The following is a 13,439-nucleotide window of genomic DNA, read 5'->3' on the forward strand; positions in this document are numbered from 1 at the left end:
GAAAAGAACTGCAGTTAAGTCGGTGTTTTTGAGTGTATTTACATGAAGAATATGACTTTATGTCTTGTGATTTTAATTTTTAATGACAAAAAGGCATTGTTTTCACTTTGGTACATAAGTTGAAAATAAGGAGATATAGATATTTAAAATAAAAAATTAAACAACAAAAATTAAATTTTGGAGGACATAAAAATGGCTTTAATTAAATTCCCTAACAGAACCGTAAATACAGATGGTGTTAATCCCTTTGTAAATTCAGTATTCGACAATTTATTTAATGATTCTTTTATTTCGGATAGATTGGTAACCCGTGTTCCTGCGGTAAATATCACCGAAAGTGAAGTAGCATTTACGATTGAGTTGGCTGCACCAGGTTTGCAAAAAGAAGATTTTAAAATCAATGTAGACAAGAATATAATCTCCATATCCGCCGAAAAAGTCGAAGATAAGGAAATGGAAGGCAGCGAAAAATTGTACAATAAAAAAGAATTTAACTACAATTCATTTTCTAGGTCTTTTACCTTACCAGAAACTGTAGATTATAGCAATATTGATGCGGCCTATGCGGATGGTATTTTAAAGGTTAAGATTGGTAAAAAAGAAGATGCTATTATTGCAAAACGATCCATCGAAGTACGCTAATACCTAGAACGAAAGGCTATTGGCTGAGGCGATAATTTAGCTGAAGCGAAGCATAAAACAGGCGAATTCTAATCCCAAAGGAGCAGAATTCGCCTGTTTTTCTATCAAGGAAATATGGCGTCGCAAGTTGTGCGAAAATAGTGCAAAGGAAAGCGGAAATGGATCGCTGCAATTACATCAGCCATGTGTTTTCTGATAAATAGAAAAAATATTGGATAATTGAATACAAAGACCTATCTTTGCGGTTCATTAAATAATTATTAAAAAATTAAATAACAATGTACGCAATAGTAAATATAGCAGGGCAACAATTTAAGGTTGCAAAAGACCAACATCTTTTTGTACACCGCTTACAAGGAGAAGAAGGCGCTACTATTGAATTTGACAATGTATTGTTGGCAGAAGACGGTGGTAAATTCACTGTAGGTACTCCAAATGTTGCAGGTGCTAAAGTTTCAGCTACGATTTTGTCTCATTTAAAAGGTGATAAAGTAATCGTTTTCAAGAAAAAACGTCGTAAAGGTTACAAAAAGAAAAACGGTCACCGTCAACAATTCACAAAAATCCAGATCACTGGTATCAGTTTATAATCGAATTTTTTAATCTGACGCAAGTCATAAATTAAAATAAAAAAATGGCACATAAAAAAGGTGCGGGTAGTTCCAAGAACGGCCGTGAGTCACATAGTAAGAGATTAGGTATCAAAATTTTCGGTGGTCAGAAAGCTATTGCTGGAAATATCATCGTACGTCAGCGTGGTACAGTACACAATCCAGATGCTAACGTAGGTATCGGTAAAGACCACACTTTATTTGCTCTAGTTGATGGAACAGTAGTTTTCCGTAAAAAAGCAAATAACAAATCTTTTGTTTCAGTAATTCCTGCTGAAAATAACTAAGGTTTGCCTTAAAATTATACGTAAAAGCCGCTAAGTTTCTTGGCGGCTTTTACTGTTGAATAGAATTTTTCTATTCAAAAGGAGGGAAGGGCTGTTCCTTTGCTCCATAAAAACAAAGTGAATACATGAAGACTTTTAAAGAGTTAAAGGTTAGCGCACCTATATTGGCATCGCTAGAAAGTTTAGGATACGAAAATCCTACACCCATACAAGAGCAGGCTATCCCCGAAATATTAAAAGGACACGATCTTTTGGGTTGTGCGCAGACAGGAACAGGAAAAACAGCAGCATTTGCTATCCCTATTCTACAACTATTAAACACCAGCAAACCCGAAGGGCATAAGCGAGGTACCATACGTGCGTTGATCCTTACGCCAACGCGCGAGCTAGCGATACAGATTGATGAGTCGTTTAAATCGTATGGGGAGAACCTAAAGCTGCGCCATACTGTGATTTTTGGTGGTGTAAACCAGTATAATCAAGTCAATGAGCTACGTAAAGGGGTAGATATCCTTGTGGCCACGCCAGGGCGTTTATTAGACCTGATGAACCAGCGTATCATCAGCATTAGCCAGATAGAGATTTTTGTTTTAGATGAAGCCGACCGTATGCTGGACATGGGTTTTATACACGATGTAAAACGCGTGTTAAAAGTTATTCCCGAGCGTAGACAAACGCTGTTCTTTTCCGCAACCATGCCGAAAGCTATTCAAGCGTTGGCCGACAGCATCTTAAACCGTCCGGTAAAGGTAGAAGTAACACCCGAGTCTACAACGGCAGAGACCATACAGCAGACCTTATATTATATTGAAAAAGCTAATAAAAATAAGGCCCTGCTGCAATTGTTAAAAACCGATGTCGACGATAACGTATTGGTATTTACACGCACAAAACATGGTGCCGATAGGTTGGTAAAATTTTTGCATAAGCAAGATATTTCGGCTGCGGCTATCCATGGAAATAAATCCCAAAATGCCCGACAGAAAGCGTTAGAAGATTTTAAAAATAAAACAATTAAAGTTTTGGTAGCGACAGACATTGCGGCACGCGGTATCGATATCGACCTATTGAAGTATGTTATAAACTATGAAATTCCGAATATGCCGGATGCCTACGTACATCGTATAGGGCGCTCCGGAAGAGCCGGCGCTGCAGGTTTTGCGATTTCATTATGCGATGTTGAAGAGATTCCGTACATCAAGGATATTCAGTATACTATTGGCTTCGAACTTCCGGTAAAAGTAATGGACGATTTAAGCATGTCGCCACAATTTTTAGCTAAATCTACTCTTCAAAGTTCGCAAGGAAAATCCAAAGCAGCTAAGGAGCAGCCCAAAGGAGGCAAGCCCGATTTCCGTCATCATAAAAAGAAAAAAAAGCCCTCCTCGGACACCCGGAGAGACGCCCGTAAGCCTAGATAATATGCAGACTATAGAGAAAGATATTTATATAAAAATTACTGTTCCTAAGGCCGAGGTAGAAGCCACCGAAGGCCCGTATTTTCATATACAAGGTGAGTTGTTGGAAGAGCGTGTTAAGGAAAATGATGTGCCCAATTGTTTAGAAGCTTGGTTTACAGGTTTTGAAGTTATGCCGCAAGTAGAAAATAATTTGCAAGAAGGCGAAGCAGCGACGATTACAGCGAAGTTGTTTTACCATGTCTTGGTGCAAGTAGGTTAAACAACACAAACTTATAGCATAAAGTACAGTACCGTACTAAAGCCAATAACTATACATCAATCGCACAGATTATCAGGTAAGGATTTTAGAATCCTGTACTATAAAAAAAGATACCCTGCAAACAGGGTATCTTTTTTTATAGTACAGCAGCAGTTTAACGGCTATATTAGGAAGGTAAAAGTAAATCAGAAAATGGTAAACCATAAAAAAAAGGCTATCTTTTTTGAGATAGCCTTTAAAAGGTTGTGGAGCATATCGGATTCGAACCGATCACCTCTTCACTGCCAGCGAAGCGCTCTAGCCAAATGAGCTAATGCCCCATTGCGAGCGCTAATATAGGGAATTATTCTTTACCTGCAAGGCTAAGATTATACTTTATGCCATTTGTAGCAAAAATAACCCTCAAATGTCGGCCTAACGCCGCAATAGGGCAGCGGTGTAGCTGTTTTTTTTCCTTTAAAAATATTCAATTACAGAGGAATTAAGCGTTACAGCAAAATTCCGCGTTTCATTGTGTCTTAGCATAAACTATGGTTCCGGGTGACGGCTAAAAACCCCATTAAAAATTATGCGTAGCCCTACATGTCAATAAATGCAAAGCTGTAAATACATCGCATACTGCCTACTCAAGGAAACGGTCGCTACCCATCAACCGCTGCGGCCCTGTACCCTAGTCCTTAGTGTTAAAGCCTACACAGACGCCGCGTCTAAAAACAGAAGGCCGCATATACGTCAAAAATGTGCCAAGAACGGTCTAAGAACATAAACTTCAGACCTATAATACAAGTTAACAAATATTAATATGTAAAGGAATGAAGTATATAACAGTAAAAACGTGAAAAACTAGGTTACACTGTTAAGCAGCTGTTTATCATAAAGCTCTGCATACTCGCCGCCAAGGTCAAGTAAGTGCTGATGATTTCCTTGTTCAATAATACGACCCTCATCCAAAACAATAATATGGTCCGCATTTTTAATTGTCGATATACGGTGTGCAATAAAAATAGACGTTTTATTTTTCATAATACCGCCCAAGTTATGCAATATCTCCTCCTCCGTTTTGGTATCCACTGCCGATAGACAATCGTCAAACAGCAAAATCTCGGGATCCTTAATCAGCGCACGAGCAATAGACACCCGCTGTTTTTGTCCACCCGATAAGGTAATACCCCTTTCGCCAATATGCGTATCAAAGCCCTCATCAAAAGCAATAATATTGGTGTATACTGCAGCATTTTTCGCCGCACGTTCAACAGCCTTCATATCCACCGTATCCATACCAAAGGCAATATTTCGCGCTATCGTATCCGAGAATAAAAAAACCTGCTGCGGCACAAATCCCATCTGCGCGCGAAGCTCCTTTACCTTATACGATTTAATATCCCTATTATCGTAATAAATCGTTCCTTCATCCGGATCATACATCCGTAACAATAAATTCGCTAACGTAGACTTTCCAGATCCTGTTTTACCAATTATAGCTAACGTTTGTCCGGCAGGAATATCGATGCTTACCTTATCAATCGCTTTAATTCCCGTTTCAGGATACGTAAAGGAAAGATTTTCAATACGAATATGCCCCTTCACAGGCTGGCTAAAATTACCGTCGATAATTTCCGATTTCGTATTTAAGAACTCATTAATTCGCTTTTGAGAAGCGGCGGCACGCTGTATCAGCGAGGTTACCCAAGCCAAAGACATGGCAGGGAAGGTAAGCTGGTTCACATACATAATAAACTCAGCGATATTCCCCGCGGTTATAGTTCCTTTGTTGACCTCCATACCACCGATATAAACCGTAACAATGGTACTAAAGCCAATTAAAAAGATGATTAATGGAAAGAAAATAGCCTGCACTCTTACCAAGTCCAGCGATCTGTTGCGGTATATATTACTCTCCTTTGCAAAGGTCTCCATTTTATCCGCCTCTCTAGAGTAAGTTTTTATCACGCGGATTCCAGAGAATGTCTCCTGCACAAAAGACGATAATTTTGAAAGCTGCGCCTGTATTTTCGTACTCCGCTTGTTAATAATACGGTTAACAAAAAGAATAAGCACCGAAATTATCGGTATAGGGAGCAAGGCATAAGTCGCTAAGCGAGGATTTACAGCATACATCGCATAGATAATCATAATAGATAGCGCCACCGTATTAATGGCATACATTATCGCAGGTCCCAAATAATTACGTACCTGGTTAACATCCTCCGTTGCACGGTTCATTAAATCTCCCGTTTTATTACGTCTGAAGAAGGCAAAATCCAATTCCTGGTAATGCTGGTAGATTTCATTTTTTAGGTCATACTCAATATGTCTTGATATTAAGATAATAGATTGGCGCATAAGAAACAGGAAAAGCCCCCGTATCAATGCCAGCACCAACACAACGACACCAAAAAACAATAAGCTACTACCAAACACCTGATAAATTAAGTCCTGACGCTCAAAACCGTCATATAATCTATACAAGTCAATGTTTTCTTTTACCAAATCAAAGGCCTCACGAATAACTTTTGCGGGCAGAATACCGAAGTAATTTGATATAATAACAAAAATAATCCCTGGGATAAGTCGCCAACGATATTTATAGAAGTATTTGTTTAGATAAGCGAGATCTTTCATTAAATTGTGTTTTTTAAGCTATCCTATAGCTTAAAGTGTTGTTTTTCAGTTTGTTGTTTTGTTGCTATTAGTAGTAATGCAAAATGTTTTTGCTAAAAATTATAGATTTATTTACTTATTTTGCATCAATAAAATTTACAAATAATTTACAACAACTAATCTAAATACATGGCTTCAATTTCAGCAACAAGCCTAAGCCTCTCTATAAACTAAAGTACCCCCGGCAAGTGAAGTCAAATATTCCAGCCGAAAGCAAATCCATCTATATCGATACTCCCTGTGTTGCAAAGAAGCGAAGATGTGGGTACAAAGTTACGATTAAAAAAATATTAGTGGATAAATATCTTAGTGCAGAACGCAGTAAATTATACAATCACACCAATTCCATAGGCGTACAATTGGCGTTGGTCGTTGCAAGCCATATAAAAGATCTATTAAGCCTTAAAAAATAATAAGGTTACCACTGCAACCATGCAGGAGTCTAGCTATCATAAGGCCATTATCCTAAGGCTATCGGGTGGATTTTCTATGCGTAATGGTTGCAGATTGCCTAAATCAAAGACAGTACTTAGCGCTAATGTCATAGGAATAACGGAATCTACATATTTTAATAATTTAAGTATAAAATGAATTAATTTATTATTTTTGTAGTGCTTTTTAAGCCACAATTTGAACGGTATATAATATGCAAAACTCATCCATTTTCAGTCTTATGGCTCCTTCGGAGCACCAAAATCTATTCTTTTGTAATGATCCTTCAGTAGGCCTGAAAGCTATCATCGCGATTCACGATACAACCTTAGGGCCAGCAATCGGTGGTGTACGGATGTTGCCATACGTTTCGGAAGAGGATGCTATAGAAGACGCTTTACGTCTATCAAAAGCGATTACCTATAAATCGTCTTTAGCGGGTCTGAATTTGGGTGGAGGATGTGCTGTGATAATTGGAAATAACCGCACCGAGAAAACAGAAGTTTTAATGCGTCGTTTCGGTCAATTTGTGGAAGGCTTAAATGGCAATTTCATCGCTTCGGTAGATGTGGGAACAACCCAAAAGGATTTGGAATATATTCAGGCTGAAACAGACTATGTTGCTGGATTACCTACCTCCATGAATGGTGGTGGCGATACTACAGTTTTCGCTGCTCGAGGCGTATTTTATGGCATCAAGGCGTCGGTGAAGGAGCTTTATGGTGATGATTCCTTGGCAGGGCGTAAAATTGCCGTTCAAGGTGTAGGAGCCGTTGGCGAGCAGTTGGTATCCATGTTACGTGCCGAGAATGCTCGTGTGTACGTTTCGGATATGACTGAGGAGCGTAAAATGAAGGTTGCCGCGAAATATAAAGCCGAACCTATACAATATTCTACCAGTTATGAGCTGGATGTAGATGTCTATGCACCATGTGCACTTGGGGGTACGGTGAATGAGGAGACCGTACCAAAAATGCGCTGTAAAATAATTGCCGGATCTGCGAACAACCAGTTGAAAGAGGAAGAAAAAACAATTCATCTGCTGAAGGAGCATAATATATTGTACACGCCAGATTTCTTAATCAATTCTGGAGCCCTTATCAGTTGCTACTCCGAGCTGGAAGGTTACGGCAATGATCGTACAGAATCTTTAGTGCGCAATATCTATTCTGCAACGCGACATGTATTGCAAAAATCCAAGGAAGAAAATATCACTACGTATGATGCGGCACGTCAGCTTGCCGAAAAGCGTATTTTAGATATGGCTAAAATAAAAAGATAAATACCTATCGAGCCATCAATTTTTATTCGTTCTTATATAATAATCGTTCTTATACACAACTATGTTAAACAGAAGACACCTTCGTATGAAGGTATTACAAACGCTTTACGCGTTTAGCTTATCGGAAGATAAACACATTAAAGAGTTTGAAAAAGCCCTTTTCAACTCTGTAGAAGAAGTAAACCAGATGTACATCTGGACACTGAACCTTTTGGATGAGGTGGCAGAGTATGTAGTCTTGGACGCGGAAAGTCGTGCTGCAAAATTTCTGCCCACAGAAAAAGACAAAATCCTGACAACAAAACTGAATTCGAATACATTTATCGAATCATTACGTCAGAACAGAAACTATTTAGAACTGGTAAAACGTTATAATGTTTCCTGGGGTTTTGACCCTGAAATTGTACGTTCCATATTTGCACAGCTTAAAGATTCAGAGATCTACCTGGACTACCTTCAAATGGAAGACCGTAGTATCCATGCAGAGAAAGATATTATTAAACATATCTTCAAAAAGATTATTATGAAGTCTGTGGATATCGAACAGGTATTCGAAGAAAAATTTATCAACTGGTCTGTAGATAAAGAAGTGTTGCAGGCTATGATTGCAAAAACGTTCAAAAACTTTAGTTCTGAGAACGCCGCTCAGAATAAACTTGCCAACTTGACGCCCAGTTGGGACGAAGATGAGGAGTTTATCGCTGAATTGTTAAAAACAGCAATCCGTTATTCCGAAGAATACCAAGAAATGATTGCTGCGAAAACAAAAAACTGGGAAGCCGACCGGATAGCGTTAATGGATATTCTATTAATGCGTATGGCCATTAGTGAATTGATAAATTTTCCATCTATTCCTGTTAAAGTGACCATAAATGAGTATATTGAGCTCTCAAAAATTTTTAGTACACAAAAAAGTAATACCTTTATTAATGGTATATTAGACAAAATTCTTGCTGATCTTACTAAACAAGGACGTGTACGTAAGGTTGGAAGAGGACTTAAAGAATAATTTATGAAACTAAAAACGTTATTAATGAGCATTGCAGCGGTAGCAATTTTGGCTGCATGTACAAATAATTCTGCCCAAAAAGCGACAGGAGTAGACGAGTCTGCAAATGAAGATACTACGGCTGGCGCTGTACAGGCCCTTGGGGTTATCGAATTTGAAAGTTCAGCATTTGACTTCGGCACGGTGAAAGAAGGTGTGGTTGTAGATCATGCTTTTAAATTTAAAAATACCGGTAAAGCACCTGTTATTTTAGCCCAAGTGTCGGCATCCTGTGGATGTACTACGCCGTCTTACACCAAAGAACCTATCCTTCCAGGAAAAGAGGGTGAAGTAAAGGTAAGTTTTGATAGCCATGGACAGGTTGGGGTGCAGCAGAAGATTATTACCATAAGCTCTAATGCGGAGAATAACGTTACGACGATTCAATTAAAAGGGACAGTCGAGAAATAATTTAAAACTATTAACAACAAGTAAATATGATTTCAACAGTATTTTTACAAGCCGCAGGTGGAGGTGGTATTCTTAGCTTTTTGCCAATGATTTTAATAGTAGTAGTATTCTACTTCTTTATGATCAGACCGCAAATGAAGAAACAAAAAGATCATAAAAAATATATCGAAGAATTAAATGTAAACTCTAGAGTCGTAACTACAGCCGGAATCCATGGCCGTATTGTTGAAGTTAGCGATACTACTTTTTTAGTAGATGTAGGTTCAGGGGTTAAAATTCGTTTCGATAAGACGGCGATTTCATTAGATGCCTCTAAAGCATTAAATGCAGCTGATGCTAAATAAGGCCTACTGTATTTAAAAGATAATAAAAAAGCTACCCGAAAATGGTAGCTTTTTTTCGTTGTTAGTAATTGTTACCTTTGTTGGTATGAAGCAACGAAAAATAAGCAAAATGCAACGCCGGAAGATATCGATCTTTATGCGTTGTCTTATTATTTCTTTTGCCGCATGGACACTTATTGCCGTTTCTAATAAATATAACTTTACCCTAACTGCAGGTATAGAATATGTTAATATTCCAGAGAAGCGTGCTTTCCATCCCTTACAATCGGATACCGTAAATATACAGGTTAAAATGAGTGGTTGGAATGTGCTATTGCACAAACTACGCCCAGATACCGTGGATATACAGGTAGACTTAAGCAGCCTTAATTCCCGCAATTATATTGTTTTTGGCAATCAGATCGGTTTTATAAACCGGCAATTTCCTTCAGACAAACAAGTCATACGGGTAAGTCCGGATACGTTATACTTCGATTTCTCGAAGCAGACCCAGCGTAAGGTACCAGTACGCGTACCCCTAAACATCGCCTTTAAAAAACAATATGGTATTATTGGCGATACCAAAACTACCCCCCAGTATATTACAATAACCGGTCCTTTGGAGGATGTCTCCACCATAGAATACCTGGAAACCGATACCGTGGTGGGGGTACAGACGCATACCGATGTGCGTACTGTAGCGAATATTAATAAGCGGCAGCGGACTAATATTTCGATTTACCCTACCTTTGCTGAGGTTACAATTCCTGTAGGCGAGTTAACGGAGAAAATTATTGAGGTACCATTAAAAATTGAAAATGGGAAGCGCTATAGCTCGGTACGTACCATTCCGAGTAAAGTTACAATTACGACAATAGTATCGCTAAAAGACTACGCGAAATGGACGGCGCGGGATTTTGAAGCGGTTGTAGATATGGATAACTGGGAGGAGCATAAAGTCCCCAATCTCCCGGTGTTAATTACGAAAATGCCCGATTTTGTGCAGATCGTGAAAATAGAACCCCAGAATGTTGATTTCTTCGTCCGTAAATAAATCATTATGTCATTAAAAGTAGGTATTACAGGTGGTATAGGCTCTGGAAAAAGCTTCGTTTCTAAAATATTTAAAACCATGGCCGTTCCATTTTATGATGCCGATTGGGAGGCGAAGCAAATTATGGTAACCAATGCCAGCGTGCGTGAGGCCTTGATAGCGCATTTTGGCCCTGAGGTTTATTTTAACGATGGCTCCCTAAATCGGCGGCTCCTATCGGAGACTGTATTTAACCATGCAGATAAGCTCCGTTTAATCAATAGTATTGTTCACCCAGTAGTGATACAAGAGGCCGTAGCATGGGCCGATAAACAAACTGCAGCCTATAGTCTCAAAGAAGCAGCGCTCCTTTTTGAAACAGGCTCCTATAAAACATTAGATTACACTATTCTGGTAACTGCTCCCGAGGAACTACGTATACAACGCGTTATAGAACGTGATACGGTCAGTAGGGAGGAAGTCATCAACCGGATACAAAAGCAACTGCCCGATGCGGAGAAAATAGCAAAGGCAGACTTTGTTATCGTCAACGATCAGCACAGCCCCCTGTTGCCTCAAATAATTAATATACATCAAAAACTAGTACATATATAATGCCCGAAATCCTTTCCGATTTTCTGACAGAGACAGCATCCGGTTTCTACTGCCCCTATGGTGATTTTTATATAGATCCCAAATACCCCGTAAAGAAAGCTGTTGTATCCCACGCACATGGCGACCATGCCGTACCCGGTCATCAGGCGATATATGCTACCGCAGGAACGATAGCCTTTATGCAATTTAGATTTACTAAACAGCCGGAATCTTCCTACCATAAAATATCCTATGCGCAAGATTTTATATTAAACGGCGTAATGTTAACATTCATACCTGCAGGCCATATTCTGGGCTCTGCACAAATTTTAATGCAATACAAAGGGGTAAAGTACCTGTATACGGGCGATTATAAACTGCAGCCCGATAGCACCTGCGAGCCTATAGGTTATGTGCAAGCGGATGTACTGATTACCGAAACTACCTTTGCCAATCCTGAAGTACAGCATCCCGATCCTATTGCCGAAATTAAAAAACTGGGCGATACCACCCATAATATTATGCTGGGATGTTATGGTCTAGGCAAAGCCCAACGGCTCACGAACCTATTAAACACCCACTGTCCGCAGAAAACAGTATATGTGCACCACAATATTATGCCCTTGCACCGCATTTATGACACCTTGGGATTTGTGAAACTGCAGTATGAGCCTTACCATAGGAAAGCCTTAAGAGAGGGAACGGATAACGTATATTTAGTGCCGCCAATAACCTTTAATAATTATATACGGGCAAAAAATGTCGTTCGCGTATTTGCCTCCGGATGGAAGCGCTTACAGCAGCATAATGATCTATCGCTATATATTTCCGATCATATCGACTGGAACGACCTCCTGCATTTTATCACACAAGTGCAACCGCGTGAGATATGGACGGTACACGGCGATGGGAAGCTGCTGAAGGATTTCTTTAAAGAGCAATTATTTGTGCGCAGCTTGTAATATATGTAGCGTACCGCAGCAGCCAATCGCAAATAGCAGCATGCAGTACTAAAAAGCAGTTCGATTAGACATATCCCACTACCCACAACCTAAGGATATGTCTAATTGTTTTATTAGCACAGGCAGTAAGCCTTAATTTCTACCCTAAAAATATAATTTTCCGACTGCTGCAGGATAGTCTTTTGATAGGCTGTTGGTATACTAACCCTTAAGGCTGCATGCATAAGCCAACCCTTCTGCCTAAATAGTTAGGTGTAGCGTACTTACGTAGCCATTAAAGCAACTGAAAGACTAAAAAAAACGCCGCCATCCCGCTTTAATCTAGAATTGTACACATCATTTAAAATAAGCTATTGTCGCTTTTTCAGGTATCGAAGTACCGATGTTTGAAATCATTAATGGCTTGGTATTTCTTCAATAACTCTTTAGGTGTATCTCCGAAATGGGCTTTAAAAACCTTAATAAAATGTGAAACACTCTGGTAACCCAACAGCAATGCCAACTCATTAACATTATAATTTTCAAACAACAGTTTTCGTGCTTTTTCCATACGCAGCTGAACGATAAAAGCATAAATCGTTTTACCATAGGTGTTTTTAAAATCTTGTTTTAATTTTTTTTCATTCATAAAAAACTTACGCGCTAAAAAAATACTGCTCGGCGGATTATCCAAGTGATGCATTAAGTATGCCCGAATCATTTCTAAATTATTCCCAGGCAGCGATGCCTGATGCGTACCAGCGCCATAGTTTGTTTGTTGATAAATCATAAACATCAACTCCCGAAGTTTGAGCTTTAAGAAATGATAACGTTGATTATTCAGCTGATCACAGGTTCGGATATCCTCCAAAATCTGCAATATCCGAAAATCAATATACAAAGTTTCGTTCGGTCGATTTTCGGGAATACCAGTTAAAACATATTTATGGAAGGAGTCGTTTTTAATCCATCTTTCTGCTGCTAAAAGATGGGTATAAAAATCTACCGACATTTTTAATATAACATAACTAACCTCGTTATTTGCCTCGATATGTACCGTTCCACCGCCACCCACGGTATCCAAAAAATTTCGCTGCAGCATGCCCACGCGATGCTGATAACTTTCACGACCCGCCCCGTTTTCCACACGCGAACAGCCACCCAAATGAAAGAAGTAGCGAATATGAGGACCTTCGGTAATCCATGAAACAGCTAGCTTTTTTTGGGTTTTTAAGGAAGATTCAAATATATGCAAACCATTGGTATGCATTGTCTTGCAGCGAATGCTGACCTCATTATTTTTCTGAAAGTCATTATTTTCTACACAAATATCGGCATCATCCACATACCTATCATCCACATTTAAATCGTAAAAAGAATAATCTAGTTCTTCAATTCTTTGAAATAATCGCATACCACTTTTCGCTATTAATCGTCCCTTTTATCGCTACTACGCTCCCCGCAGCAACAGTATCTTTGCGAAGTTATTCATAA

At 39.1% G+C, this 13,439-nt stretch carries 14 protein-coding genes and 1 tRNA gene; 12 read left to right on the forward strand and 3 right to left on the reverse strand.

Annotated features, from left to right (window positions below):
* Window positions 1-192 precede the first annotated feature (192 nt).
* The 5 genes from ACL9RF_RS17320 (at window position 193) to ACL9RF_RS17340 (ending at window position 3,220) form a co-directional block, all read left to right on the forward strand.
* Entirely contained in the window at window positions 193-642 is a 450-nt protein-coding gene (locus ACL9RF_RS17320; RefSeq protein WP_422801904.1) for an Hsp20/alpha crystallin family protein, read from the forward strand.
* Window positions 643-920: 278 nt separating this feature from the next.
* Entirely contained in the window at window positions 921-1,232 is a 312-nt protein-coding gene (gene rplU / locus ACL9RF_RS17325) for a 50S ribosomal protein L21 (RefSeq protein WP_422801905.1), read from the forward strand.
* A gap of 44 nt (window positions 1,233-1,276) precedes the next feature.
* Window positions 1,277-1,540 carry a 50S ribosomal protein L27 gene (gene rpmA / locus ACL9RF_RS17330; protein ID WP_422801906.1) on the forward strand — a complete coding sequence of 88 codons (264 nt, stop codon included), beginning with the start codon at window positions 1,277-1,279 and terminating at the stop codon, window positions 1,538-1,540.
* A 125-nt stretch (window positions 1,541-1,665) separates the two neighbouring features.
* On the forward strand, window positions 1,666-2,961 hold the full coding sequence (locus tag ACL9RF_RS17335; protein WP_422801907.1) for a DEAD/DEAH box helicase: 1,296 nt from the start codon (window positions 1,666-1,668) through the stop codon (window positions 2,959-2,961).
* A 1-nt stretch (window position 2,962) separates the two neighbouring features.
* On the forward strand, window positions 2,963-3,220 hold the full coding sequence (locus ACL9RF_RS17340; protein WP_422801908.1) for a hypothetical protein: 258 nt from the start codon (window positions 2,963-2,965) through the stop codon (window positions 3,218-3,220).
* A gap of 246 nt (window positions 3,221-3,466) precedes the next feature.
* On the opposite strand, the gene ACL9RF_RS17345 is transcribed toward ACL9RF_RS17340, so the two are convergent.
* Both ACL9RF_RS17345 and ACL9RF_RS17350 read right to left on the reverse strand, forming a co-directional pair.
* Window positions 3,467-3,540 (reverse strand) — tRNA-Ala (locus ACL9RF_RS17345).
* Window positions 3,541-4,063: 523 nt separating this feature from the next.
* Window positions 4,064-5,842: an ABC transporter ATP-binding protein gene (locus ACL9RF_RS17350; RefSeq protein WP_422801909.1), complete on the reverse strand. Its 1,779-nt coding sequence runs from the start codon at window positions 5,840-5,842 to the stop codon at window positions 4,064-4,066.
* Between the two features lie 685 nt (window positions 5,843-6,527).
* On the opposite strand from ACL9RF_RS17350, the gene ACL9RF_RS17355 reads away from it, so the two are divergent.
* The 7 genes from ACL9RF_RS17355 to ACL9RF_RS17385 all read left to right on the forward strand — a co-directional run bounded on the left by ACL9RF_RS17355 (window position 6,528) and on the right by ACL9RF_RS17385 (window position 11,966).
* Window positions 6,528-7,595, forward strand: a complete 1,068-nt coding sequence (locus ACL9RF_RS17355) for a Glu/Leu/Phe/Val family dehydrogenase (protein WP_422801910.1) — start codon at window positions 6,528-6,530, stop codon at window positions 7,593-7,595.
* Window positions 7,596-7,656: 61 nt separating this feature from the next.
* The gene (gene nusB / locus ACL9RF_RS17360) at window positions 7,657-8,604 is read left to right on the forward strand and encodes a transcription antitermination factor NusB (protein ID WP_422801911.1); all 948 of its coding nucleotides are present in this window, start codon (window positions 7,657-7,659) and stop codon (window positions 8,602-8,604) included.
* Between the two features lie 3 nt (window positions 8,605-8,607).
* A complete protein-coding gene (locus ACL9RF_RS17365; RefSeq protein ID WP_422801912.1) occupies window positions 8,608-9,054 on the forward strand; it encodes a DUF1573 domain-containing protein in 447 nt (148 codons plus the stop codon).
* Between the two features lie 26 nt (window positions 9,055-9,080).
* Window positions 9,081-9,398, forward strand: coding sequence for a preprotein translocase subunit YajC (gene yajC, locus ACL9RF_RS17370; RefSeq protein WP_422801913.1), 318 nt, complete (start codon window positions 9,081-9,083; stop codon window positions 9,396-9,398).
* An 85-nt stretch (window positions 9,399-9,483) separates the two neighbouring features.
* Window positions 9,484-10,431, forward strand: a complete 948-nt coding sequence (locus tag ACL9RF_RS17375; protein ID WP_422801914.1) for a CdaR family protein — start codon at window positions 9,484-9,486, stop codon at window positions 10,429-10,431.
* Between the two features lie 6 nt (window positions 10,432-10,437).
* The gene (coaE, locus tag ACL9RF_RS17380; RefSeq protein WP_422801915.1) at window positions 10,438-11,025 is read left to right on the forward strand and encodes a dephospho-CoA kinase; all 588 of its coding nucleotides are present in this window, start codon (window positions 10,438-10,440) and stop codon (window positions 11,023-11,025) included.
* Window positions 11,025-11,966: an MBL fold metallo-hydrolase RNA specificity domain-containing protein gene (locus ACL9RF_RS17385; RefSeq protein ID WP_422801916.1), complete on the forward strand. Its 942-nt coding sequence runs from the start codon at window positions 11,025-11,027 to the stop codon at window positions 11,964-11,966. The genes coaE and ACL9RF_RS17385 overlap by 1 nt, the downstream gene beginning before the upstream one ends.
* A 364-nt stretch (window positions 11,967-12,330) precedes the next feature.
* On the opposite strand, the gene ACL9RF_RS17390 is transcribed toward ACL9RF_RS17385, so the two are convergent.
* On the reverse strand, window positions 12,331-13,359 hold the full coding sequence (locus tag ACL9RF_RS17390; RefSeq protein WP_422801917.1) for a helix-turn-helix domain-containing protein: 1,029 nt from the start codon (window positions 13,357-13,359) through the stop codon (window positions 12,331-12,333).
* Window positions 13,360-13,439 lie beyond the last annotated feature (80 nt).

The organism is Sphingobacterium sp. Mn56C (assembly GCF_049319645.1).
Classification (GTDB): domain Bacteria; phylum Bacteroidota; class Bacteroidia; order Sphingobacteriales; family Sphingobacteriaceae; genus Sphingobacterium.

What these genes read in the sequence shown, in the direction of transcription:
- ACL9RF_RS17340 (WP_422801908.1), top strand. Translation starts at nt 2,963, where the DNA reads ATGCAGACTATAGAGAAAGATATTTATATAAAAATTACTGTTCCTAAG.
- ACL9RF_RS17375 (WP_422801914.1), top strand. Translation starts at nt 9,484, where the DNA reads ATGAAGCAACGAAAAATAAGCAAAATGCAACGCCGGAAGATATCGATC.
- ACL9RF_RS17335 (WP_422801907.1), top strand. Translation starts at nt 1,666, where the DNA reads ATGAAGACTTTTAAAGAGTTAAAGGTTAGCGCACCTATATTGGCATCG.
- rpmA (WP_422801906.1), top strand. Translation starts at nt 1,277, where the DNA reads ATGGCACATAAAAAAGGTGCGGGTAGTTCCAAGAACGGCCGTGAGTCA.
- ACL9RF_RS17355 (WP_422801910.1), top strand. Translation starts at nt 6,528, where the DNA reads ATGCAAAACTCATCCATTTTCAGTCTTATGGCTCCTTCGGAGCACCAA.
- rplU (WP_422801905.1), top strand. Translation starts at nt 921, where the DNA reads ATGTACGCAATAGTAAATATAGCAGGGCAACAATTTAAGGTTGCAAAA.
- ACL9RF_RS17365 (WP_422801912.1), top strand. Translation starts at nt 8,608, where the DNA reads ATGAAACTAAAAACGTTATTAATGAGCATTGCAGCGGTAGCAATTTTG.
- ACL9RF_RS17390 (WP_422801917.1), bottom strand. Translation starts at nt 13,359, where the DNA reads ATGCGATTATTTCAAAGAATTGAAGAACTAGATTATTCTTTTTACGAT.
- nusB (WP_422801911.1), top strand. Translation starts at nt 7,657, where the DNA reads ATGTTAAACAGAAGACACCTTCGTATGAAGGTATTACAAACGCTTTAC.
- ACL9RF_RS17320 (WP_422801904.1), top strand. Translation starts at nt 193, where the DNA reads ATGGCTTTAATTAAATTCCCTAACAGAACCGTAAATACAGATGGTGTT.
- ACL9RF_RS17385 (WP_422801916.1), top strand. Translation starts at nt 11,025, where the DNA reads ATGCCCGAAATCCTTTCCGATTTTCTGACAGAGACAGCATCCGGTTTC.
- ACL9RF_RS17350 (WP_422801909.1), bottom strand. Translation starts at nt 5,842, where the DNA reads ATGAAAGATCTCGCTTATCTAAACAAATACTTCTATAAATATCGTTGG.
- yajC (WP_422801913.1), top strand. Translation starts at nt 9,081, where the DNA reads ATGATTTCAACAGTATTTTTACAAGCCGCAGGTGGAGGTGGTATTCTT.
- coaE (WP_422801915.1), top strand. Translation starts at nt 10,438, where the DNA reads ATGTCATTAAAAGTAGGTATTACAGGTGGTATAGGCTCTGGAAAAAGC.